This is a genomic window from Actinoplanes sp. NPDC026623 (assembly GCF_040638275.1).
In the GTDB taxonomy this organism is placed as follows: Bacteria; Actinomycetota; Actinomycetes; order Mycobacteriales; family Micromonosporaceae; genus Actinoplanes.
In genome coordinates this window covers 36,646-60,124 of the sequence record NZ_JBEZXZ010000007.1, presented here as the reverse complement: position 1 = coordinate 60,124, position 23,479 = coordinate 36,646, and the positions used below count along the sequence as shown (strand labels likewise).

The 23,479-nt window shown below is 73.4% G+C and carries 15 protein-coding genes; 6 read left to right on the top strand and 9 right to left on the bottom strand.

Annotated elements, in window-relative coordinates:
- Positions 1-433: 433 nt before the first annotated feature.
- Positions 434-937: an inorganic diphosphatase gene (locus AB0F10_RS03735; RefSeq protein WP_360620256.1), complete on the top strand. Its 504-nt coding sequence runs from the start codon at positions 434-436 to the stop codon at positions 935-937.
- Between the two features lie 57 nt (positions 938-994).
- Here AB0F10_RS03735 and eccD read toward each other — a convergent pair whose 3' ends face one another.
- Positions 995-2,437, bottom strand: a complete 1,443-nt coding sequence (gene eccD / locus AB0F10_RS03730; protein WP_360620255.1) for a type VII secretion integral membrane protein EccD — start codon at positions 2,435-2,437, stop codon at positions 995-997.
- A gap of 169 nt (positions 2,438-2,606) precedes the next feature.
- Here eccD and eccCa point away from each other — a divergent pair, with 169 nt between their 5' ends.
- Together eccCa and mycP are read left to right on the top strand one after the other, a co-directional pair.
- Complete coding sequence (gene eccCa / locus AB0F10_RS03725; protein ID WP_360620254.1) at positions 2,607-6,587, top strand: type VII secretion protein EccCa; 3,981 nt, start codon at positions 2,607-2,609, stop codon at positions 6,585-6,587.
- Between the two features lie 238 nt (positions 6,588-6,825).
- A complete protein-coding gene (gene mycP / locus AB0F10_RS03720) occupies positions 6,826-8,100 on the top strand; it encodes a type VII secretion-associated serine protease mycosin (protein ID WP_360620253.1) in 1,275 nt (424 codons plus the stop codon).
- A 118-nt stretch (positions 8,101-8,218) separates the two neighbouring features.
- Here the strand turns inward: mycP and AB0F10_RS03715 are convergent, their stop codons facing one another.
- Genes AB0F10_RS03715 through AB0F10_RS03695 form a run of 5 tightly spaced genes read right to left on the bottom strand, consistent with a single transcriptional unit; the run spans position 8,219 to position 12,783 of the window.
- Complete coding sequence (locus tag AB0F10_RS03715; RefSeq protein WP_360620252.1) at positions 8,219-9,397, bottom strand: MarP family serine protease; 1,179 nt, start codon at positions 9,395-9,397, stop codon at positions 8,219-8,221.
- 22 nt (positions 9,398-9,419) lie between these two features.
- Positions 9,420-10,100, bottom strand: a complete 681-nt coding sequence (locus tag AB0F10_RS03710) for a CoA pyrophosphatase (protein WP_360620293.1) — start codon at positions 10,098-10,100, stop codon at positions 9,420-9,422.
- Positions 10,100-10,720, bottom strand: coding sequence for a TlpA disulfide reductase family protein (locus tag AB0F10_RS03705; RefSeq protein WP_360620251.1), 621 nt, complete (start codon positions 10,718-10,720; stop codon positions 10,100-10,102). The genes AB0F10_RS03710 and AB0F10_RS03705 overlap by 1 nt, the downstream gene beginning before the upstream one ends.
- On the bottom strand, positions 10,717-11,553 hold the full coding sequence (nth, locus tag AB0F10_RS03700) for an endonuclease III (RefSeq protein WP_360620250.1): 837 nt from the start codon (positions 11,551-11,553) through the stop codon (positions 10,717-10,719). Before nth ends, AB0F10_RS03705 begins: the two co-directional genes overlap by 4 nt.
- Before the next feature lie 48 nt (positions 11,554-11,601).
- Complete coding sequence (locus tag AB0F10_RS03695; RefSeq protein WP_360620249.1) at positions 11,602-12,783, bottom strand: CapA family protein; 1,182 nt, start codon at positions 12,781-12,783, stop codon at positions 11,602-11,604.
- Between the two features lie 203 nt (positions 12,784-12,986).
- On the opposite strand from AB0F10_RS03695, the gene AB0F10_RS03690 reads away from it, so the two are divergent.
- From AB0F10_RS03690 to AB0F10_RS03680, 3 genes are all read left to right on the top strand, one after another.
- Complete coding sequence (locus tag AB0F10_RS03690) at positions 12,987-13,664, top strand: Crp/Fnr family transcriptional regulator (protein WP_023562908.1); 678 nt, start codon at positions 12,987-12,989, stop codon at positions 13,662-13,664.
- 300 nt (positions 13,665-13,964) lie between these two features.
- On the top strand, positions 13,965-15,416 hold the full coding sequence (locus AB0F10_RS03685) for a carboxyl transferase domain-containing protein (protein WP_360620248.1): 1,452 nt from the start codon (positions 13,965-13,967) through the stop codon (positions 15,414-15,416).
- 31 nt (positions 15,417-15,447) lie between these two features.
- Entirely contained in the window at positions 15,448-17,454 is a 2,007-nt protein-coding gene (locus AB0F10_RS03680) for a biotin carboxylase N-terminal domain-containing protein (protein WP_360620247.1), read from the top strand.
- On the opposite strand, the gene AB0F10_RS03675 is transcribed toward AB0F10_RS03680, so the two are convergent.
- The 3 genes from AB0F10_RS03675 to AB0F10_RS03665 all read right to left on the bottom strand — a co-directional run bounded on the left by AB0F10_RS03675 (position 17,455) and on the right by AB0F10_RS03665 (position 23,448).
- The gene (locus AB0F10_RS03675; protein WP_360620246.1) at positions 17,455-18,921 is read right to left on the bottom strand and encodes a serine/threonine-protein kinase; all 1,467 of its coding nucleotides are present in this window, start codon (positions 18,919-18,921) and stop codon (positions 17,455-17,457) included.
- Positions 18,922-19,000: 79 nt separating this feature from the next.
- Positions 19,001-22,645: an adenylate/guanylate cyclase domain-containing protein gene (locus tag AB0F10_RS03670; protein ID WP_360620245.1), complete on the bottom strand. Its 3,645-nt coding sequence runs from the start codon at positions 22,643-22,645 to the stop codon at positions 19,001-19,003.
- Entirely contained in the window at positions 22,642-23,448 is an 807-nt protein-coding gene (locus AB0F10_RS03665; RefSeq protein ID WP_360620244.1) for an MBL fold metallo-hydrolase, read from the bottom strand. Before AB0F10_RS03665 ends, AB0F10_RS03670 begins: the two co-directional genes overlap by 4 nt.
- Between the last annotated feature and the right edge of the window lie 31 nt (positions 23,449-23,479).

Here is a 23,479-nt window from a genome sequence, read left to right as displayed (position 1 = left end):
ACCGGGAGGCGGCCCAGCCAGCGGCCCAGCTACTGAGCCAGCGGACGGCCCTGCCGCTGAGCCAGCGGGCGGCTCAGCGGGTGAGCCAGCGGGCGGCTCAGCCTCTGAACCGGCTGGCTGCCCGGCTGGCGGCTCGGCCGGTGATTCAGCGGGCGACACGGGCTGCGACCCCCCAGGTGATCCCGGCGGCGACACACTGGCCCGCCCTACCGGCGATTCGCCCTTTTTCGGCTCGGACACGCCGTCGTACTCGGGAGTGTTCTGTGAATCTTGCCTCCCCACAAGCCCCTCCTCCGTACGTGGCGTCAGACTTAGGGGAGACTACAAACATCCGGCACACCGGCGCGCGCGGATCCTGTGGGGGATTGTCTCGCTCCCGCTCCGTCGCCGCGCCCCGCCGGGTCCGACTGCGGGGCTAACAAGGGAGCGAACGATGGATTTCGACGTTTTGGTTGAGATCCCCAAGGGCCAGCGGAACAAGTATGAGGTCGACCACAAGACCGGCCGGATCCGGCTGGACCGGACGCTCTTCACCGCGACGCAGTACCCGGCCGACTACGGGTTCATCGAGGGCACCCTCGGGCAGGACGGCGACCCCCTGGACGCCCTGGTGCTGATCCAGGAGCCGACCTTCCCCGGCTGCCTCGTGCGGGCGCGGGCGATCGGCATGTACCGGATGACCGACGAGAAGGGCCGCGACGACAAGGTCCTCTGCGTGCCCTTCGAGGACCCGCGCCAGGAGCACCTGCGCGACATTCACCACCTGGGCGAGTTCGACCGGATGGAAATCCAGCACTTCTTCACGGTCTACAAGGACCTCGAGCCCGGCAAGTCGGTCGAGGGTGCGACCTGGACCGGCCGGGTCGAGGCCGAGGAGGAGATCCGGGCGTCGTTCAAGCGCGCGGAGGCGGCCGAGCACCACGAAGAGGATCACTGACGTTCACGGGAACGCGGCGGTGGGGCGCAGGCCCGACCGCCGCATTGTCGTTTCCGCTCAAATGTTGATGTTGCTGGCCATCGCGTAGAGGCCGACGACCGCGCAGGCCACCGGGATGACCGCCACGACGGCGAGGGTGTCCAGCACGTCGGCGAGCCGGCCCAGGTACGGCGAGGGCGGCCGCCGGGTCCACGTCGCGCCGGCGGCCACGGTCGCCAGCGCCATGAGCAGCGTCGCAACGCCGAGGCCGAGCAGCATCGCCTCGCCGGCGCCCCAGAGCAGGTCAAGGCCGAGCACGAAGAGGCCGGCCAGCCCGGCCGAGATCAGCGGGAGCCGCTGGCGCAGCGTCACGAAGAGCCGCGAGCGCAGCAGCAGCGCCGCCACGGCCAGGCCCATCAGGATCCGCGCGGACAGCCCGCCGGACGAGGCCAGCACGATGAACGCGCCCGCGCAGAGCAGCGCGTGCCCGATCAGCAGGCCGGTGAGCAACTCCTCGGTGCGGCTGACCGCGGCGAAGACCCGGGCCCGGTCGGGGCGCTCCCGCGCGGCGTCCAGCGCGGCGCTGCCCGTCGGCGCGCCGGTGAAGCCCTGTTCGGCCTCGCTGCCGGTGGGCAGGGTCACGGGGGGCGTCGGCATCTTGCCGAGCCGGATGGCCAGCAGCGGCAGCGCGCCGATGCCGCAGACCAGCGCCGACAACAGCACCGCGGCGGCACCGGCAGCGGTGGTGACCAGGCCGGTCAGGGCGGTCAGCGCGCCGAGGAGGCCAGCCATGACGCCCGCGGCGAAGACCCGGAACGAGGCGGCCACGCCGACCCCGCCCAGCGCGGCGACCAGCAGCAGCGCCACCGAGCCGGCGAGCAGCTCGGGGCCGCCGATCCAGGGCAGCAGGGCGAGGACGCCGACCTTGTCGCCGTCGCCGGAGGAGATCAGCGCGGCGCCGCCCGCGAACGCGTACGGCATGGCGCAGCCGCCGAGGACCGCACCGGCGCGCGAGTCCCCGTACGCCCGGGAGGCCGTGATGCCGGCGAGCGCGAGCAGCAGGCCGACGCCGAGTCCGAAGAAGGCCGCGCCGCCCCAGGCCGGCCCGGCGGCGAGCACCGCGAGGAGTCCGATCGAGAGCAGCACGACGCTGCCGGCCAGGGTCGCGGTGCGGGTGGAGGCCGGTGTCCAGATCGTGCCGCGGCGGCGGGCACCCTCGGCGATCGCCTCGACGACGTCGTCGTATTCGAGCTCGGGCCAGTTGTCGCGGGCCGGCACCAGGTGCAGCACCTCGCCGTCGCGGACGCCCTGCGGGAAGAGGCCCTGCGCGGTCACGAGCGCGACGCCGTCGGTGCGGCGCAGCAGCCAGCCGCCGTGCTTCTCGCCGTCGTCGGCGAGCCCCTCGCCCGCGTGCCGCAGCAACTCGGGCAGCAGCTCGGCGAGCGGCACGTGCTCGGGCAGCGCGACATCGACCCGGCGCTGTGGAGCACTGATCGTGACGCGGGCCAACCCAATGCTCATGCCATATTTCCCATCGAAGTTGCCGAGGCTGCGGAACGAGGGCGACTTTACCTACCATGAGCCCTGCGCGGTGACCGGTCGCCGGTCGCGTGGACGGGGCAAGCCACCACCCGCCTAAGTCGATTTTTTGCACAAAGCGCGTGGGAGCTAACGAAAGGGATAGTTCGTCATGAGCACGGTGGTGATCAAGCGGGCCGCGCGCCGCCCGGCGCCGGAGATCCCGACCGGCGAGCTCGCGGTCGATCCGCCGCCCGAGATCCCACAGGCGGTCGGCGGACGCTGGACTCAGGCGATGATGGTGCTGCCGATGCTCGGCGGCTCGGTGGCGATGGCGATGATGATGGGCCGCGGCGGCGGCGGCGCCTCCTCGTACGTGATCGGCGGCCTCTTCGGCGTCTCCTCCCTGGCCATGCTGGCCACCTCGTTCGGCGGCGGCGGTGCGCCCAAGAAGGCCGAGATGATGGCCGCCCGGCGCGAATACCTGCGCCACCTGTCCAGCCTGCGCCGCCGGGTCCGCGACACGGCGAGCCGCCAGCGGATCGGCCTCTTCTACCGCCACCCCGACCCGGCGCAACTCTGGTCGACCACCGACAGCCACCGGGTCTGGGAGCGCCGCACGGCCGACCCCGACTTCGGCGTGGTCCGGCTCGCCGTCGGCCCGCAGACCCTGGCCACCCCGCTGATCCCGCCGGTCACCCGGCCGCTCGAGGACCTCGAGCCGATGACCGCGGGGGCGCTGCGCCGGTTCCTCGACGCCTACTCCGTGGTGCCGGACCTGCCGGTGGCGGTTTCGCTGCGCGGCTTCGCGCGCGTGTTCATGCGCGGCCAGGGCCCGGCCGGCGTCGCCGACGCGCGCGCCCTGACCCGGGCGGTGCTCGCCCAGCTCGCCGTCTTCCACGCGCCCGACGACCTGATCATCGCCGTCTGCGCCGGCCCCGAGCGCCGCGCGATGTGGGAATGGGTCAAGTGGCTGCCGCACAACCTGCATCCGTCCCGGACCGACCGGCTCGGCCCGGTGCGCCTCGTCGCCAGCGCCGGCCCCGACCTGGAGAAGCTGCTCGAGGACGTGATCGGCAACCGGCCCCGGTTCAACCCGTCCGGATCCGGCGCCAACGGCCCGCACGTCGTGATCGTACTGGACGGCGCCGACCTCAAGGGCGCCACCCAGCTCGACGACGGCATCTCCGGCGTCACGGTTCTCGACCTCGACGACGTGCCGCCGCGCCTGCTCGACCGCTCGCTGCTGGTCCTCGAGGTGCGGCCCGGCAGCGCTGGGCGGCGCGAGCTGCACACGTACGCGATGGACCACGCCGCCGACGTCGGCACGCCGGACCGGCTCAGCGAGGAGGAGGCCGAGGCGGTCGCCCGGCGGCTGGCGCCGCTGCGCCTCGCCGCGATGTCGAAGTCCTCGGACACCCCGCTGGCCAACGAGATGGGCCTGACCGAGCTGCTCAATCTCGGCGACCCCGACTCGTTCAGCGTCGCGCAGGCCTGGCTGCCCCGGCCCAACCGCGACAAGCTGCGGGTGCCGATCGGCCTCGGCGCCGACGGCGGCGCGATCGAGCTCGACCTCAAGGAGTCGGCGCAGGACGGCATGGGCCCGCACGGCCTGCTCATCGGCGCCACCGGCTCCGGCAAGTCCGAGCTGCTGCGCACCCTGGTGCTGGCGCTCGCCGCCACCCACTCCTCCGAGACGCTCAACTTCGTGCTCGTCGACTTCAAGGGCGGCGCGACGTTCTCGTCGCTGGACCGGCTGCCGCACACCGCCGCCGTCATCACCAACCTGGCCGACGAGCTTCCGCTCGTCGACCGCATGGTGGACGCCATCGACGGCGAGCTGATCCGGCGCCAGGAGCTGCTGCGCAAGGCCGGCAACTACGCCAGCCTGCGCGACTACGAGAAGGCCCGGTCGAGCGGTGCCGCGCTGCCGCCGCTGCCGTCGCTGCTGGTCATCTGCGACGAGTTCTCCGAGCTGCTGTCGGCGAAGCCCGACTTCATCGACCTGTTCGTCCAGATCGGACGGCTGGGCCGCTCGCTCGGCGTGCACCTGCTGCTCGCCAGCCAGCGCCTCGAGGAGGGCCGGCTGCGCGGCCTGGACACCCACCTGTCGTACCGGATCGGCCTGCGGACCTTCTCGGCGCTGGAGTCGCGGGCCGTGCTCGGCGTGCCCGACGCCTACGAGCTGCCCCGTTCGCCCGGCCACGGCTACCTCAAGTTCGGCACCGAGCCGCTGATCCGGTTCAAGGCCGCGTACGTGTCGGGGGCGTTCCGCAAGGCCGGCGGGCTCGGCGCCGGCGCCGCCCGCGACGGCTCGGCCCCGCCGGTGCTCTCCTACTCCACGCACTACCTGCCGGCGCCCAAGCCGGTGCAGCCCGTCCAGCCGGTGGCCGACGAGATCCCGGAGGGCGAGAGCCTGCTGGACGTCATGGTGGACCGGCTGAGCGGCCAGGGCCCACCGGCACACCAGGTGTGGCTGCCGCCGCTGAACGCCTCGCCCGCCCTCGACGAGCTGCTCGGCCCGGTCACCGTCGACCCCGTCCGCGGCCTGGGCTTCGCGAACCCCGAGCTGCACGGCGCCCTGCAGGTGCCGATCGCGCTGATCGACAAGCCGCGCGAGCAGCTTCGCGACGTGATGTGGCTGCAGCTCGGCGGCGCCGCCGGCCACGTCGCGATCGTCGGCGGCGCGCAGTCCGGCAAGTCGACGGCGCTGCGGTCGCTGGTCTGCGGGCTCGCGCTCACCCACACGCCGGCCGAGGTGCAGGTCTACTGCCTCGACTTCGGCGGCGGCTCGCTCGGCACGCTCAAGGACCTGCCGCACGTCGGCGGCGTCTACGGCCGGCTCGACTCGGTCGGCGTGCGGCGTACGGTCGGCGAGGTCTCCACCCTGCTCAACGACCGCGAGCGGCTCTTCGGCGACCTCGGCATCGACTCCATGCCGTCCTACCGGCGGCGCCGGGCGGCGCAGGCCGGGCTCAACAACGGCGCCGACACCGACCCCTTCGGCGACGTGTTCCTGGTGGTCGACGGCTGGACGACGCTGCGAAAGGACTACGACGAGCTCGAGGGCGTCCTCACCGACATCGCCACCCGCGGCCTGTCCTACGGCATCCACGTGGTCACCAGCGCCCCGCGCTGGATGGACTACCGGCCGGCGATCCGCGACCTCTTCGGCTCGCGGGTCGAGCTGCGCCTCGGCGACCCGACCGACTCGATCGTCAATCGGCGCGCCGCGGTCAACGTGCCGGAGAAGGCCGGCCGCGGCCTCGTCGAGCACCCGACCGACAAGAACAAGAGCCTGCACCTGCTGACCGTGCGCCCCGCGCTGAGCGCCACGGGCGAGACGGCCGAGCTGGTCAAGATGATCGCCGCCAACTGGGCCGGGCCGCCGGCGCCGCGGGTGCGCCTGCTGCCGCCCTCGCTGCCGTATGCGGACATCGACGTGGGGCGCTCGACCGGCCTGGTCCTGCCGATCGGCATCGCGGAGTCGGACCTGCAGCCCGTCGAGATCGACTTTGCCGGCGATCCGCACTTCCTGCTCTTCGGCGACGCCGAGTGCGGCAAGTCGTCGTTCCTGCGTGCGCTCGCCACCACGGTCATGCGGCGGTTCGCGCCCGAGCAGGCCCGGCTCATCCTGGTCGACTACCGGCGGAGCCTGATGGACCTGCCCGAGTCCGACCACCGCATCGGCTACGGCATCCAGGCGCAGAAGACGCTCGAGCTGATGGAGTCCGTCGCGGGCTACATGGAGCGCCGCCTGCCCGGCCCCGACGTGACGGCGCAGCAGCTGCGCGAGCGCTCCTGGTGGAACGGCCCGGAGCTGTTCGTGCTCGTCGACGACTACGACCTGGTCGCCTCGGGCCCGACCAACCCGCTGCAGCCGATCCTGGAATACCTGCCGCAGGCCCGCGACGTCGGCCTGCACCTGGTCGTGACGCGGCGGGCCGGCGGCGCGAGCCGGGCCATGTACGACCCGGTCATCCAGCGGCTGCGCGAGCTGTCGTCGCCGGGCCTGGTGATGTCCGGGCCGAGCGACGAGGGTGCGCTCATCGGCCCGATCCGGCCAACGCTGATGCCACCCGGACGTGGTCGCTTGATGACTCGACGTGAGGGCGTGCGACTGATCCAGCTGTCACATCTGCCGCCGTACTGACCTGCGTGGCGGATTGGTCACACCCGTCGGACGATCCGCATCGACAGACCTCAGCTACAACGCTCGGTTTCGGAGTAATCTCCCACCATCGACCGTCCCTCATCAGAATGGTCATGCTGCCAGTGAGCGCTGTGAGCGAAGCATCGAGTGCGTCCCGCCGAACCCGGCGCGACACTTCCACACGCCGTCCGGCCTGCGGTGGTGTCCGTTGGTAAGCGCGCGCAGCCTGCCGCTGAGGGTGGCCGCCACGACCGCCGCCGCGGGGCTGTGCATCGGCCTCACCGGGACCCCGGCGCTGGCCGAGCCCGCCGCCCGGCCGCTCTCCGGGCCGCTCGCGAGCCCGCTCGCGGAACCCATCGCCAGCCCCGAGCCCTGGATCGGTGACTCGGTCCGGGCCGAGCAGTGGCATCTGAAGACCCTCAACGTCGCCGGCGCCTGGACCTACGCCAACGGCGCGGGCGTCACCGTCGCCGTGATCGATTCCGGCGTCGACGCCGACCACGTGGACCTGCAGGGCCAGGTGCTGCCCGGCCTCGACCTGGTCGACCCCGACGGCGACGGCGACACCGACCTGGTCGGGCACGGCACCACGGTCTCGGCGATCATCGCGGGCCGCGACGACGACGCCGGCGTGATCGGCATCGCCCCGAAAGCCAAGATCCTGCCGATCCGCGTCCTGGACCGGGAGAACCGCTACGACGACGCCCTGATCGTGGCGAAGGGCGTCCGCTGGGCGGTGGACCACGGCGCCCGGGTCATCAACCTCTCCCTGGGCGGCAACGGCAGCAGTCCCGCCCTGGCCGCGGCACTGGACTACGCGTTCGCCAAGGACGTGGTCGTGGTGGCCTGCACGGGCAACGCGAGCGCCTCGACCTCCTCCTCCACCGGGGTCTGGTATCCGGCCCGCGAGCCCGGCGTCATCGCGGTGGCGGGCATGGAGAAGGACGGCGACGTCCTGTGGTCGGGCTCGATCACCGGCAAGGAGACGGTCGTCGACGCACCGGCGACGCAACTGGTCGGCGCCCGGCCGGACGGCTACTGGCGGGTGCAGGGCACCAGCTTCGCGGCGCCGATGGTCTCGGGCACGGCGGCCCTGGTCCGCTCGCGCTGGCCGACCATGTCGGCGGCCGAGGTGGTCAACCGCATCGTCAGGACGGCGAAGGACCGCGGCCCGAAGGGCCACGACGCCGAGTACGGCTACGGCATGGTGGACCCGACGGCCGCGCTGACGGCCGACGTCCCGGCGGTGCAGCGCAACCCGCTGGACACGACGGCGTCGCCGGGCGTCGCCGGCTTCGGCAACGCCCCGGCCTCGGGCCAGGCACAGTCGGCGCCGGACACCGCGGCCTCGGTGGGTGCGCGGGCGCCGGGCTCCAACGCCGGAACGGCGGCCCGGGCCGGCGAGGCGGGCGTGATGGCCGCGGGTCGCGGGTGGTGGGCGGCCGGCGTGCTGTTCCTGGTTTCGGTGCTGGCGGCCCTGCTGACCTTCCGCCGCTTCGCCAGCGTCGCCTGATCCAACGGCCACCCGCCCCGGTCGCGGGTGGCCCGGGGCGAGATGCCCCGGCCTGGTCCGGCCGGGGACGAAAAGCGCCCGGCGCGCTAACCGCGTCGGCGAGGCGCCGCGCCCGGCGTCAGGCGCACTCGCCGGTCTTGACGCCCCGGGTGCGTTCCACGCCCAGGCTGGCCGTGCCCGCCGCCTCCGACGCCGTCAGCGCGAAGCCGGTCGTCTGGTCGTCCGCCGCCGCCGCGAAGATCACGCCGAGCACGTCGCCGTTGGGCGCGACCAACGGGCCGCCCGAGTTGCCGCTGCGGACCTTGGCGAAGATCGTGTAGATCTCGCGGGTCACGTCGCCCGAGTCGTAGATGTCCGGGCCGGTGATGTTGCTGACGTCGCGGACCCGCGCCGACTGGGCGTTGTAGGGGCCGTCCAGCGGATAGCCGAGCACGATCGCGTTCGCCCCGGTCGACGCCTGCTTCTTGACGAACGGCATCACCGGCGCCCGCAGGCCCGGCACGTAGATGACCGCCAGGTCGCGCTCCGGGTCGTAGACCACGACCTTGCCGTCCAGCCGGTCGTCGGCCGTCTCCACCTGCACGTTGCGGGTGCCCGCCACCACGTGGGCGTTCGTCATGATGCGCTCGTCGGCGTACACGAAGCCCGAGCCCTCGATGCGGCGCGAGCAACTCGGTGCCGTGCCGAGCACCTTGATCACCGAGCGTCGGGAGCTGACCACCACCTGCGACCTGGCCAGCGCCGGATCCGGCGCCGCGACCTCGCGGGCGTTCGTGCGGGCCAGGCCCCCGAAGACGTCCGGGAAGCCGTTGGTGTTGAGCGACTCGCGCAGGCCGGCCGAGAGCGCCTGCGCCTGCTCCGGCATCAGCGAGTTGATGCCGTTCAGCACGGCGCTGCTGCGCACCTGCTTGTTGATGGCGGGGAACGGCGTCGAGCCCAGCGGCACGGCGATCAGCCACGCGACGACCAGCACGGCGACCAGCGAGACCACGGCGCCGCCCGCGTCGTCCAGCCGCTGCAGCGGCGGGCTCGAGATCGAGCGGCGCAGCTTGGTGCCCAGCCAGCCCGCCAGGGTCTGTCCGAGCACCGCCAGGGCGAAGATCGACACCAGCGAGACGACCAGCCGCACCGTGTCATCGGTGAACTGGTTCGCGATCAGCGGGCCGACCTGCAGGCCGATCAGCGCACCGCTGAAGAACCCGCCGAAGGACAGCGCCCCGATGACGAAGCCCTGCCGGTAGCCGCTGATGGCGAAGACCAGCATGAGCAGGATCAGGAATCCATCGACCACATGCACTCGCTCAGAGTAGAAGTGACAGTCACGTAACCACCTCGTCGGAGGCGGCGGGCACCGTGACCGGGGTGTCTGGCAGTCTGACGAGCCGGCCGGGCTCCCACGGCCGGGCCCAGCCCGCCATGTCCAGCAGGGCCGAGATGACGCCGGCGGTGAAGCCCCAGACGAGCATCCCGCGGACCTGGAAGGCGGGACCGATCCAGCCGCTCGGGTGCCGGACCCGGATCCGGTTCTCCGGGTCGACCAGCTCGGCGATCGGCAGCCGCGCGACGTGCGCGACCTCGGCGGGCTCGCGCGAGTGCACCGGGTGCGGCGCATGCCACCAGGCCAGCACGGGGGTCACCACGAACCGGCTGACCGGGATGTAGAGCTCGGGCAGCGACATCAGGACGGTCGCGCTCGACGGGTCGAGGCCGACCTCCTCGTCGGCCTCCCGCAGCGCGGTGGCCGCCGGGTCCCGGTCCCCCGGGTCTGCCGCGCCGCCCGGGAAGGCGGCCTGACCGGCGTGGTTGCGCATGGCCGCGGCCCGCTGCAGGACCAGCAGGTCGGGCTCGCCGGGCCGGTCCTCGCCGAGCAGCACCAGCACGGCGCTGGCCCGCCCACCGCTCGCGGGCGGTCGCAGCGCGGTGAAGTCCTCGGTACGCGCGGAGCCGGCCCGGGTCAGCAACGGCTCCCACCAGCCGGGGAGTCCCTCCGGGCGCTCGATCACTCGGTCACCGTCACGCCGGTGTGCGTGCGCACGAGGTCGCCGAGGGTGGGCCGGTCGAGCGGAGTGCCGTCGTAGACGAAGCGACTGCCGTCTGCGGCGACGAAGACGGTGACCGGCAGGTTGACCTTGCCGAGCGCGGTGAGCAGTCGCTGGTCCGGGTCGAAGAGCGTGGGAAACGACACCGCCTTGTCGGCGGCGAACGAGGCCGCGGCGTCCTGCCTGTCGTGGGTGTCGACGCCGACGACGTGCAGCCGGCCGGCGGTCCGGTCGGCGAGCTCCTGCAGGAGCGGCAGCTCCCCGCGGCACGGCGGGCACCACGACCCCCACAGGTTGATCACCGCGGGCCCGCGCAGCCCGGCGAGCGCGAAGCCCTCCCCGCCGGTGAAGCAGGGCAGGGTCAGCGGAGGGAGGTCGGCGGCGGCCGAAGCCACGCCGACCGGGCCGGCGGCGGAAGCGGTGGGGAGCGGCGGGGCGACGAGCGCCGCGCAGCCGGCGAAGGGCGAGTCCACGGCGTCCCCGCCCGCCCGGGTCGGCGCCTTCGTCGCTGTGCACGCGGCGAGCAGCAGCGCCAGGGGCAGCGCCAGCCACCGCGCCGGCCCTACCCGGACTCGGCTCACGGCGCCTCCGGCGTCGCGATGGCCGCGGCCGGCACCAGCTCGGGGTCGACGCCCGCCTGCACGGCGAGTTCCCGGGCGCGCGGGCCCTTGAGCAGCTTCGCCGCCGGCACCGCCTCGGTCGGGCCGGTGCCGTAGGACGGGCACATGGCGGTCAGCGTGCACGCGCCGCAGGCCGGCTTGCGCGCGTGGCAGACCCGGCGGCCGTGGAAGATGATCCGGTGCGACAGCATGGTCCAGTCACGCTTCTCGATCAGGTCGGCGACCAGGAACTCGATCTTGACCGGATCGTCCTCGTCGACCCAGCCGAAGCGGTTGACCAGCCGCCGGAAGTGGGTGTCGACAGTGATGCCTGGCACATCGAAGGCGTTGCCGAGGATGACGTTCGCCGTCTTGCGGCCGATGCCCGGCAGCGCGACCAGTTGCTCCAGCCGGCCGGGCAGCTCGCCGTCGTGCCGCTCGACCAGCGCCTGACCGAGCTTGATCAGCGAATCCGTCTTGGCCCGGAAGAAGCCGGTCGGCCGGAGGACCTCCTCCAGCCGGCCCCGGTCGGCGGCGGCGTAGTCGGCCGCGGACAGGTATTTGGCGAAGACGGCGGGGGTGACCTCGTTGACCTTCTTGTCGGTGCACTGCGCCGACAGGATCGTCGCGACCGCGAGCTGCAGCGGGGTCTCGAAATCGAGCTCGCAATGCGCGTCGGGATGCGTCTCGGCCAGTGCCCTCGCCATCCTGCGGGCCCGCCGTTTGCGTCCGATCGGGGTCTCGCCGGCGAAGCGCCGGGCCGACCGGGCGAGCAGGGCCGCACCGGAAGGGGCGGCAATGACAGGACGGCTCACGCGAGCAAGAGTACGTCGCATCGCCGACTGTCTTCGGTCATGTACCCGTCACTGCGGCGGTGCGATCGATCCGTCCTCACCGATGGTCGCGGCGGTGTCACCGAAGTCGGCGGCGCCCAACTCGCGGACGCGGGCGAGGCCACGCTCGTTTTCGCTGTCCCGGGTCGGCTTGCCGGCCGAGTTCAGGAAGGTCGACTGGAACTTGCCGCCGGTGAACTCGCCGTCCTTGGTCAGCGAGACGTGCAGGATGCCGCCGTACTTGAGGACGCCGGTGCTGCTGAGCGTCTTGCCGCCGCCCGCGAAGTTGCCGAGGCTGTAGGCGATCAGCTTGCCCTCGTAGAACTCCATGCCGCGAAGCACGTGCGGCCCGTGCCCGATGACCACGTCCGCCCCGGCGTCGATGACCGCGTGGGAGAACTTGATCGGATCGCCCCGGTTCTCGCTGAAATAAATCTCGTTGCCCGGTTTCACGTGACCCCGGTCCGAGCCCTCGGCGCCCATGTGCACCTGCACCACGACGATGTCGGCCTTGCCGGAGGCCTCCTTGATCACGGCACGCGCGGCGTCCAGGTCGTTCAGGTTGTTGGCCCCCGCGTACGGGGAGAAGCCCACGACCGCGACCCGCACGCCCTTGACCTCGGCGACGGCGATCTCGCCCTGGGCGCCGGTGTGCTTGAGCCCGGCCTCCTCGAGCGCGTCGACCGTGTTCCGGTAGCCCTGGGGCCCGAAGTCCTTGGAGTGGTTGTTCGCCGTGTTCATGAGCTCGAAGCCGGCCTCGACCAGGTGCCCCGCGTAGGCGGGCGGCGAGCGGAACGCGTAGCAGTTGTCCCGCGGCGGCGAGCCGCACTTCGAGGTGCCGGTGTCGTCGGTGAGCGGCTGCTCGAGATTGCCCATCACCAGGTCGGACTTCAGCGCTTCCCTGACGGAGTCGAAGAAGCCGTCGCCGCCGTTCGCGGGAAGCTTGTTCGGCGCGCTGCCCATGATGATGTCCCCGGTCGCCGAGAGCGTGATCGACTCCCCGACGGTGGCGGACTCCGTGTCGGGAGTCTTGGCCGAGGCCTTGGGCGTCGAGGACGGCGGGACCTTCCAGACCGGAGCGGCGGCCTTGGGGGATCCTCGATCCGCCAGGGCGACTCCGCCGAGTGCCGCGCTGGCGAGGACGGCGGCCACGATGGTGGCGGTCAGAATCGGGCGGCCGAACAGGCCACGCCGCGGGGGGTGGGCATTCATCGACGGGAACGATACCGTCGCCTGACAAGCAGGGGCGACCGTCGAACGGCTGGATATCGCTCACCGGGAGCGACGATTCTTCGGGCCTCGGTGGCGTGACCGGCTACGCTGCGAGATCTGGATCGAGGGGTGCCCGCCTGGTTGAGGCTCGCGTGCGCCTAGACTGATCGTGCGCGGCGAAGCGCGTATTCGGAGGTACAACGATGGATGAGGTACTGGCTCGCAGCGGGATCTTCCAGGGCGTTGACCCGGAGGCTGCCGAGGCACTCGCCAAGGAGATGGAGACGATCGAGTTCCGTAAGGGCGACATCGTCTTCAATGAGGGCGAGGCGGGTGACAGCCTTTACATCGTTCTCTCCGGCAAGATCAAGCTTGGTCGCCGCGCTGCGGACGGCCGGCAGAACTTGGTCTCGATCATGGGCCCGTCGGACATGCTCGGCGAGCTGTCGCTGTTCGACCCCGGTCCGCGCACGGCCACGGCCACCGCGGTGACCGACACGCGCCTGGCGCGGCTGAAGAAGTCGTCGCTGCGCCCGTGGCTCAACAACCGGCCGGAGATCGCCGAGCAGTTGCTGCGGGTGCTCGCCCGCCGCCTGCGCCGGACGAACGACGCGCTCGCGGACCTGATCTTCACGGACGTGCCCGGCCGGGTGGCGAAGAACCTGCTCCAGATGGCGGGCCGGTTCGGCACCCGGGACGGCGGCGTCCTGCGGGTCACGCACGACCTGACTCAGGAGGAGCTGGCGCAGCTCGTCGGCGCCTCGCGGGAGACCGTCAACAAGGCGCTCGCGGACTTCGCGTCCCGCGCCTGGCTGCGGCTCGACGGCAAGAGCGTCATCATTCTCGACCCGGAGCGGCTGGCCCGCCGGGCGCGGGTCTGACCGCCCGCGCGGGACCACGGGTTCCGCGCCGAAACCAGGCCAAGCACGATGGGGGCCGTCCTGATGGGCGGCCCCTTGAACGCGTCTACACGCACCTGATCAGGGGACAAAGCCGCCACACCATGATCCGTGTCGCACCCGGTCGGCCGCTCGTTACGGAGGTGGTCGAGAGGCACTACACGGGCGAGAGGGCGCGGGCTTTGAACATGGTGGCGGGCGTGCAGCGCAGCGGGGTGACATCGCCGTGAGCGAACGCACCCAGCGCAGCGAGGGCCGTGCGGGCATGGCAGAGGTGGCTCCGTGACCGTCCTCAACACCGCGATCGACCCGCGCACCCCCGCCTACCTCGAGAGCCGCAGCGCGATGCTGGAGCGGCTGGTCGAGCTCGAGGCCGCCCTGGAGGCCGCCCGTGCGGGTGGCGGCGAGAAGTGGGTGACCAGGCATCACGCCCGCGGCAAGCTGCTGCCGCGCGAACGGGTCGAGATGCTGCTCGACCAGGACAGCCCGTTCCTGGAGCTGTCCCCGGTCGCCGCCTGGGGCTCCGAGTTCCCGGTCGGTGCGAGCGTGGTCACCGGCATCGGCGTGGTCGAGGGCGTCGAGTGCGTCGTCATCGCCAACGACCCGACGGTGGACGGTGGCGCCGTCAACCCGTACACGGTGGAGAAGATCAGGCGGGCCGCCCGGATCGCGTCGGTGAACCGCCTGCCGCTGGTGAATCTCGTGGAGTCGACGGGCGCGGCCGCGCCGGCGGGTCCGCCGCCGGGCGGCGCGATCGCCCGCGACCTCAGCCAGCTGACCGCGGACCGGGTGCCGACGGTCTGCGTGGTCTTCGGCGCGACGACGGGTGACGCGGCCTACCTGCCCGCGCTCTCCGATTACACGATCATGGTGCGCGGGCACGCGAAGATGCTCACCATCCACCCGCAGCCGGTCCGCGCGGCCGGGGCGAACGGCCGGCCCGCGCCCGAGGTACGCAGCGCGCCGACCGTTCCGGCCGGGGTCACCGGCCCGGCCGACCAGCTGGCCGAGGACGAGCGCGACGGGCTGCGGCTGGCCCGGCAGTGCGTGCGCCGGTTCAACTGGCGCAAGCGCGGGCCCGCGCCGCGGCACTGCCCGCCGAACCCACCGAAGTACGACGCCGAGGACCTGCTGACCATGGCCGGCTCCGACCCGGCGACGGTGTTCGAGCCGCGCGAGGTGCTCGCCCGCATCCTGGACGGCAGCGACTTCGACGAGTTCAAGCCGGCGCAGGGCACCGCGCTGGTGACCGGCTGGGGCGAGCTGCACGGCTACCCGATCGGCGTGCTCGCCAACCTGGGCGGCGCCTTCTCCCCCGCCGAGACCCAAAAGGCCGTGCACTTCATACAGCTCGCCAACGCGACCGCGACCTCGCTGCTGTTCGTGCAGTACACGGGCGCGCAGGCCGCCGAGGCGCACGAGGCCGCCGACGTGCGGCACGGTGCCCCGCTGGTGCACGCCGTCGCGAAGTCGACGGTGCCGCACCTGACCCTCATGATCGGCGGCACCCCCGCCGAGGAGGCGGGCGGCATCTACGGCCGGGCCTACGAGCCGCGGTTCCTCTTCAGCTGGCCGGTCGAGCGACCCGCGGAGGGCTCGAGCCCGGGCGGCAAGCTGCCGGACGACGGCGTCATCGATCCCCGCGACACCCGCACGGTACTCGGCCTCTGCCTGTCCGCGGTGCACAGCGCGGCTGTCGAAGGCGCGGAGCACGTCGGTGTCTTCCGACCCTGAAGTAGTCCCTGAAGTCCTGAAAGGTAGACCAGTGATCCGACGTCTTCTGGTGGCCAACCGCGGCGAAATCGCCCGCCGGGTCTTCGCCACCTGCCGCCTGGTCGGCATCGAGACGGTCGCCGTCTACTCCGATGCCGACTCCGATGCCCCGCACGTCACGGAGGCGGACTACGCCGTTCACCTCTCCGGTGGCACCGCGGCCTCGACGTATCTGCGCGGCGACCTGATCCTGGCCGCCGCCCGGCGGGCCGGGGCGAACGCCATCCACCCCGGCGACGGCGCGCTCGCCGAGGATCCGGAGTTCGCCGCGGCGGTCGCGGACGCCGGGATGATCTGGGTCGGCCCGCCGGCGAAGACGCTCGCCGTGCTGGGCAGCAAGATCGAGACCAAGGCCGTGGTCGCGGAGGCCGGCGTGCCGGTGCTGTCGACGGCGACCGACCCGGACGCGATCACCGAGTTCCCGGTGCTCATCAAGCCGGACCGCGGCCGGGGCGGGCAGGGCATGCGGGTCGTGCGCGACCCGCAGACCCTGGCCGAGGCGGTGGCCGCGACCCGGCAGGAGATCGGCGGCGAGATCTTCTGCGAGCCGTACGTGGAGAACGTCCGGCACATCGAGGTGCCGATCATCGCGGACACGCACGGCGCGGTGGTGCCGTTCGGCGAGCGCGAGTGCTCGGTGCAGCGCCGCTATCAGAAGATCATCGAAGAGACGCCGTCGCCCGCGGTCGACCCCGCGCTGCGCGAGGAGCTGTGCCGCGCCGCCATCCTCGCGGTCCGGGCCATCGGGTACGTGGGCGCCGGCGCCGTCGAGTTCCTGCTCGACGACGAGGGCGACTTCTGGTTCCTCGAGCTGACGCCGAGCCTGCAGGTGGAGCACGCCGTCACCGAGTGCGTGTCCGGCTACGACCTGGTCCGCCTGCAACTGCTCGTCTCCGAGGGCGGCCACCTGCCGATGCCGGGGCCGCCGGCGATCCGAGGGCACGCCATCGAGGTGCGGATCTGCGCCGAGGACCCCGCGTACGCGTGGCTGCCCGCGTCCGGCACCCTGCACCGCTTCGGCGTACCCGATGTGGCGGGTTCGTTCCGGCCGCTGCCGCAACCGGGGCTGCGCCTGGACGCCGGGGTGATGGACGGCTCGGTCGTCGGCCCGCAGGGCGACTCGATGCTGGCCAAGCTCGTGGCCTGGGCGCCGACCCGGCAGGAGGCGGCGCGGATGCTCGCGTCGGCGCTGACCCGGACCCAGTTGCACGGCGTCGTCGCCAACCGCGACCTGCTGGTACGCGTGCTGCGGCACCAGGCGTTCCGCGCCGGCGACGTGGACACCGGCTTCCTGGACCGCCACCCCGAGGTGTTCGCCCCGCTGCTGTCCTCGGTGGACGCGGTACGCATCTCGTGCCTGGCCGCGGCCCTCGCCGGTGCCGCCGCCCGGCGCGCGATCGCACCCGTCCTCGCGTCGCTGCCCTCCGGCTGGCGCAACGTGCCGTCCGGCTCGCAGACCGCCGTCTACGACGGCCCGGCCGGCCCGGTCGAGGTCGGCTACCGGATGAACCGGCACGGCGAGCTCGCCGGCTGGTGGGTCCGCTCGGTCGACCCGGAGGAGCTGGACCTCGCCGGCCTCGGCCAGGCGCCGACGCTCGACGACCATCCGCCGACGACCGTCGTGCACGCCGACGGGGGCCGGGTCGACCTCGACGTCAACGGGATCCGGCTGAGCCTCAAGGTGCACCGGGTCGGCGAGATCTCCTACGTGGACAGCCCGGAGGGGTCGGTGACGCTGCGCGAGCTGTCCCGCTTCCCGCTGCCCTCCCCGGAGGCCACCGAGGGCTCGCTGATCGCCCCGCTCCCCGGCGCCGTGCGCCGGGTGCTGGTGGTGCCGGGTCAGCGGGTACGCGCCGGCGAGCTGCTGCTCACGCTGGAGGCCATGAAGCTGGAGCACCCGGTGCACGCCCCGTCGGCCGGGGTGGTCGCCTCGCTGCCGGTGCGCCCGGGCGCGGAGGTCGACACGGGCGAGCTGCTGGCCGTCCTCGACCCTGAGTGATCAGCCGCGGGCCAGCACGGGCCCGCGGAGCCGGTTGACGCCCTGGCCCGCCAGGCACCGGAACATCCGGTCCGCGGTGGTCGGCGGCAGCACCGACAGTGCCCATTCGGCGCTGTCGGTGCGGGTGGTGGTCCGGCGGAACGTCACCCGGCTGCACACCCTGCGCACGGTCGGGTCGGCGGTGACCGCGACCCGGTCGCCGGGCTCCACTCCGGACGGCAGCTTGCCGACCGCGAAGACCTCCCAGCTGTGCTCCCGCGAGCAGGCGACCCGGCGCGCGACCAGGCCGCTCTCGGTGTGCCGGGTGTAGCACTCGACCTCGTCGGGGCAGTGCGCCCGGCCGGAGGTGCAGCCCGGCAGCCGGGACAGCGCGACCGGCACGGTGGAGGCGGCGGCCCCGGTGAGCCGGCCGGCCATCGAGCGCATCATCGGACCCTGCGACGAGGCCAGCAGGGCGCCGCCGATCGAGGCCGCCAGCAGCAGGAACACCCCGAAGCCGCCGAACAGCCACCTCCGCTTGCCGCGCTTGCGCGGGTCGGTGTGCACGGTCGGCGTCTCGTCCCCGCCGTGCACGTCGCGGGTGGGCGAGACCGGCGGGCGCGGCCGCGGGTCCGGGTGGGTCTGCCGGGGTGTCGGCGGCTGGAACGTCGACGCGCGGTAGACCGTCGGCGCCGGCTGCTGGCCCGGCGCACCGAGGTTCAGCCCGGTGAGCAGCTCGCGGAGCTGTTCCGCCGTCGGGCGGGCGCGGGGGTCGTTCGCCATCCCGTACCGGAGGATCTCGATGAGCGCGCGCGGCACGCCCGGCAGCTCCGGGATCGGCTGGTTGAAGAGGTCCATCAGCGTGATCAGGCTGGGGCTGCGGTCGGACTCCCAGCGCGGCGGCCGGCCGCGCATGACCGCGTAGAGGGTGGCGCAGAGCGCGTAGACGTCGACCGCGCCGGACGGTTCGGCGTGCGAGAACATCTCGGGCGGCGCGTACGCGGGGGTGAGCACCTCGAGGGTGACCGAGGAGTCGCGCATCTCGCCGAGCACGGCCAGGCCGAAGTCGGCGAGCACCGCCGGGTTGAAGTGCGAGTACAGGATGTTCGCCGGCTTGACGTCGCGGTGCAGCACCCCGTTGGCGTGCGAGTGCACCAGCGCGTCGGCGATCTTGGCGCCGAGGTCGCGGGCCTCGGCGGCGCCGAGCGGGGAGATCCGCATCCGGTCGAGGTAAGACCCGTCGCAGAGCTCCATGATCAGGTACGGGTGCTGGTCGACGGTCACGCCGACGTCGAAGAGGTCGACGACGTGCGGGTGCGACGACATCCGCCCGGCCGCCTTCGCCTCGCGCAGGAAGCGCGCCTGGTCCCGCGCGTTGTCGAGGGTCCGGTTCTCCACCTTGATGGCGACGTCACGGCCCACCGAATCCTGGGTGGCACGGTAGACGGTCGCGTATCCACCGCGGGCCATTACCGACAAACCAGACATGCCTGGCACGTACGGCGCGGGCAGACGGCCAGGCGGGGTGTGGGTCACGGCTTAGAAAATACGCGACCGGTGGTCGAGTTCATCCGGGCACGTCAGACGCGTACGCGACAGATTCAGGCGGCTCCACCGTGGAATGGGCCAAAGCATCCCTAAGCTCCTCCGCGGAAACCCGTTCACTGGCCTGTTCGGTCGAGTAGGCGAGCAGCACGGCCTCCTCCGCGGCGTCCCGGGCCTCGGCCATCGCGCCGGCCGCCGCATTCACCCGGGCGAGGACCATCGCCGCGACCACGCCGCTGCGCACATCCTCGGCCGGAACCTCCCGGGCGCGCCGGATCCAGGTCGCCGCGTCGTCGACCCGGCCGTCGGCAAGCAGGGCGGACGCGTACGACACGAGCGACTGCCGCCGCGAGAAGAGCAGCGAGCCGCCGGTGTCCGTCGCGATGGGTGCGAGCAGCCCGACCGCGGTGGCGGCGTCGCCACCGCGCAGCCGCGCCTCGGCGAGCAGCACCCGCGGCCCGACCTGCGCCGGTGCCAGCGGATTGTGCGGCTCGACCGCGATCATCACCCGGCGCGCGTCGGCCTCGGCCGCCTCGATGTCGCCGCGGTGCAGCGCCACGAAGCCGCGCAGCGTGCCGGCCATGCCCAGCAGCAGCGGGTGACCGGTGCGGGCGGCGAACTCGAGCGCGTCGGTGAGCAGGTCCTCGGCGTGCTCGGGCTCGTTCAGGCCCCGGGCGATCGCGCCGCGCACGACCAGCGCGAGCCCGCGGCCCCAGTCGTCGGAGACCGCGGCGAAGTCCCGGTACGCCCGGCGCGCCTCGCCGTCCGCCTCGCCCAGGTCGCCCAGCTCGGCCGCCGCGTACGCCTCGACGGCCCGCAGCGTGCCCACCGCCCAGCCCTCGCCGACCCGGTCACCGAAGGGCAGGAAGATCCGGGCCAGCCGCCGCGACTCGTGCAGCCGGCCGGCCAGCAGCCGCGCGAAGGCGGTGGTGCCGCGCAGCCAGGACCGCCCCACCGGGTCGCCGAGCTCGGCGAAGAGCCGGGCGGCCCGGCCAAGGACGGCGTCGGTGCCGGCGAAGTCGCCCCGGGTCGTGGTCACCCAGGCCAGGTTCTGCAGCGCCCAGGCCTGCCCGTGCCGGTCCCCCGCCGCGAGCGTCACCTGGTAGGCCGCGGCGAACCGGCTGCTCGCCTGGCTCAGCTTGCCGGCCAGGAAGTCGGCCATGCCGAGCCGGCGCATCGCGTTGGCGCGCTCCGGCGCCAGCTCGGCCTCGGTGGCCACGTCCAGCGCCTGCTGCCAGGCCGCGACCGCCCGCCCGGAGTCGCCGAGCGCCTCCTGGGCGCGGCCGACGACCAGCAGGGCCTCGGCCCGGCACACCGGCTCGTCGTCCGCGTTCCCGGCGATCTTCTCGCCGTAGGCGAGCGCGTCCGACGCCCGGCCCAGCCGCAGCAGCGCGCGGGCGTGCACGAGCTGATCGGAGAGCGGCAGGTCGTCCTTGGCGAGGACGGCGGCGCGCTCCGCGTACTGGATGGAGGCGGCCGGCTCGATGTTGGCAAGCGCCCGCCGGGCCATCCGGCCGAGGGCGGCGACGCCCAGCGGGATCACGTCGCGGGCCGCGGCGTCGGGGCGCAGCCGTACGGCGTCGGCGAGCTCGACCGCGCACTCGGCGTGGGTGGCGACGAACGCGTCCCGCTCGTTCTCGCCGAGGCTGAGCCGCCCGGCGCCGTCATAGCCCAGCGCCGTCACGGTCTCGGGCGCCGCCCAGCGGGCCAGGTACGCGTGCCGGTCGGCGAGGTCGGCCTTGCCCAGCCCCGCGTACGCGGCCTCGCGCATGAGCGGGGTGCTGAACGCGTAGCCGCCGCGGACCCGGTGCAGCATGCGGCGCTGCAGCAGCTCGTCGACCGCGCGCTCGAGCTCGACGGCCGCGACCGCGCCCGGCCGGGCGTCGCTGGGCGCGCGCCGCTCCCGCAGCGCCTCGATGACGCCGGTCGGCACGGTGTCCCCGACGACGGCCGCGTCACGCAGCACCGAGCGGGGCTCGGTCGGCAGCGCGTCTATGCGGGCCGCCAGCACCGCGGCGAGGTCGCGGGAGAGCAGCTGGCTGCCCATCGAGCCGGCCGCGAGCTGCCACCGGCCGGCCGCGTTGGCGCCGACGGCCGGCATCAGCGCGCCGCGCTCCATCAGCAGCGTCACCAGCTCGGCCAGGTAGAACGCGTTGCCCTGCGCGGTCGCGAGCAGCCGGTCCGCGTCGGGCTGCGGCAGCTTGCCGCCGTTCAGATAGGAGGTGAGCAGCCGGGACGCGTCCGCGCCGCGCAGCGGCGGCAGCGTGTGCACCTCGGCGTCGGCGAGCCGGGTCAGCGCGCCCGCGGTGCGCACCAGCTCGGGGCGGCCGAGCAGCAGCAGGACCACCGGTCCGTCCAGGCGGGAGAGCACCGCGCCCAGCGCGTCGATCGTCTCGGCGGTCGCGTCGTGCAGGTCGTCGACGATGACGACCAGCGGCGCCTCCCGGGCCAGCGCGGTGAGCAGCCCCGCGACCGCGATCGGGATGGTCTCCGTCTCCGGCCGCGCGCCGCCGGTCGGCTGGTATTCCGCGACGGCGGCCGGGCCGACCGGGTTGACCGGCGTCTCGCCGTAGCCGAGCAGCGCGAGCAGCCGGTCGATGTCGACGTCGGGCGCGCCGCCGTCGCGGCCGAGCCGGGTGACGAGCTTGCGCAGCCGCTCCTCGACGACCGGGCGGGTGATCGTCGACGCCACGTCCTTGGGCAGGCCGACGGACTTGCGGACCAGGTCGGCCAGCGGCGCGAAGCGGCGCCGTTCGCCGAACGCGCGGCAGCGGGCGCGCAGCACCCGGGCGCCGGTGTGCCCGGCGAACCGGCCCGCGCCGACGTCGTAGCCGGCCGCGAATCGCTTGACCTCGCCGGCGAACCGGGTCTTGCCGATGCCGGCCTCGGCGGTCATCACCATCACCCGGGGCGTGCCGGAGTCGACGACCTCGGCGAGCCGGCCGGACACCCGGCCCAGTTCGGTCTCGCGGCCCACGAACGGCGCCTCGTCGCCGAGGCCGGACCGGGTGCCGGGCGCGTCGTGCAGGCCGAGCAGTTCGTACGCCGGCACCGGCTCGCGCTTGCCCTTGAGCCGCAGCGCCCGCAACTGCCGCCAGGAGGCGACGTGCCGGGTGCCCGCCGAGGTGCGCGAGCCCGCGTAGACCGCGCCGACGGCGGCGGCGTCGGCCAGCCGGGCGGCCGTGTTCACCGTGTCGCCGATGACCGTGTATTCGATCGAGGCCTGGATGCCCGCGACGACCTCGCCGGTGTTGAGCCCGACCCGCAGGCCCAGCGGCGCGCCGCCGCCGCGCTCGTCGTCGAGCACCCGCCGCACGGCGCGCTGCATGCTCAGCGCGGCCCGCACGGCGCGCTCGGCGTCGTCCTCGTGCGCGACGGGCGCCCCGAAGACGGCCATGATGCCGTCGCCGGTGAGCTTGTCGACGTGGCCGCCGAAGGTCTTGACCGCGCCGGCGAGCGCGGCGAGCACCCGGTCGGTCACCGCGCCGACCCGTTCGGGGTCCAGATCCTCGGACCAGGAGGTGAAGTCGGAGAGGTCACCGAAGAGCACGGTGACGATCCGCCGCTCCGCCGCGGGCAGAGTGGCGGCGGCGGGCAGGGCGGCACCGCAGTTGTGGCAGAAACGGGCACCGGGAACGGCGACGGTTCCACACACGGGACAGGTCACAGCGGGTCCAACTGTTCCGGGGGTCGCTGTGATTCCCGCCTCAGGTACTCGAGTTGCGCGCGCGCCGACCACTCGGCCGCGAAACGGACACCGGGTGCGATGTCCGGGTACACCGCGTCGACAATCGTCTCGGGAGAGTCGGCCCCGGCCGCGATCGCGGCCCGCACCTGGGCGAGCCGCTCCTGGCGGTGGTCGAGATAGGACCGCGCGACCGCCGCGCAGTCGGTCAGCGCCGGGCCGTGCCCCGGCAGCATCGGGATCCCCTCGTACGCGGTGAGCGCACCGAGGCTGGTCAGGTACGCGGCCAGGTCGCCGTCGGGCCACGCCACCACGGTCGTGCCCCGGCCCAGGATGGTGTCGCCGGTGAAGACGACCCGCTCGCCCGCGCACTCCACCAGGAAGCAGACGGAGTCGGCGGTGTGCCCCGGCGTGTCCAGCACCCGGATGTCGAGGCCGCCGGCGCCGAGCGGTTCGCCGCTGCCCAGCGGCGGCCCCGCGCCGATGCCGTGCCGCGGGTCGGCGGCCAGCACCGGGACCCCGCCCAGGATCCCGGAGAGGCGGGCGGCGCCCTCGACGTGGTCATGGTGACCGTGGGTGACCAAAATGAAGTGGAACGGACCGTGTTCGGCGATCCGGGCGAGATGTCCCTCGTCCAGCGGCCCGGGGTCGATCACCACCGCGAATTCCTCGCCCGGCGCCCGCAACACCCAGGTGTTGGTCCCGTCCAGGGTCATCGGACCCGGATTCGGCGCGCGCAGCAGCGTCACCCAGCCCGGAATTTGCTCGACCTCGGCGGCCCCCATGCTGGGAATCTTACGTCGCTCTGCGCTGACC

Excerpts from the sequence above, each read along its gene's own strand:
- AB0F10_RS03690 (WP_023562908.1), top strand. The coding sequence starts at position 12,987 with ATGGATGAGGTACTGGCTCGCAGCGGGATCTTCCAGGGCGTTGACCCG.
- eccD (WP_360620255.1), bottom strand. The coding sequence starts at position 2,437 with ATGAGCATTGGGTTGGCCCGCGTCACGATCAGTGCTCCACAGCGCCGG.
- AB0F10_RS03665 (WP_360620244.1), bottom strand. The coding sequence starts at position 23,448 with ATGGGGGCCGCCGAGGTCGAGCAAATTCCGGGCTGGGTGACGCTGCTG.
- eccCa (WP_360620254.1), top strand. The coding sequence starts at position 2,607 with ATGAGCACGGTGGTGATCAAGCGGGCCGCGCGCCGCCCGGCGCCGGAG.
- AB0F10_RS03675 (WP_360620246.1), bottom strand. The coding sequence starts at position 18,921 with ATGTCTGGTTTGTCGGTAATGGCCCGCGGTGGATACGCGACCGTCTAC.
- AB0F10_RS03735 (WP_360620256.1), top strand. The coding sequence starts at position 434 with ATGGATTTCGACGTTTTGGTTGAGATCCCCAAGGGCCAGCGGAACAAG.
- AB0F10_RS03695 (WP_360620249.1), bottom strand. The coding sequence starts at position 12,783 with ATGAATGCCCACCCCCCGCGGCGTGGCCTGTTCGGCCGCCCGATTCTG.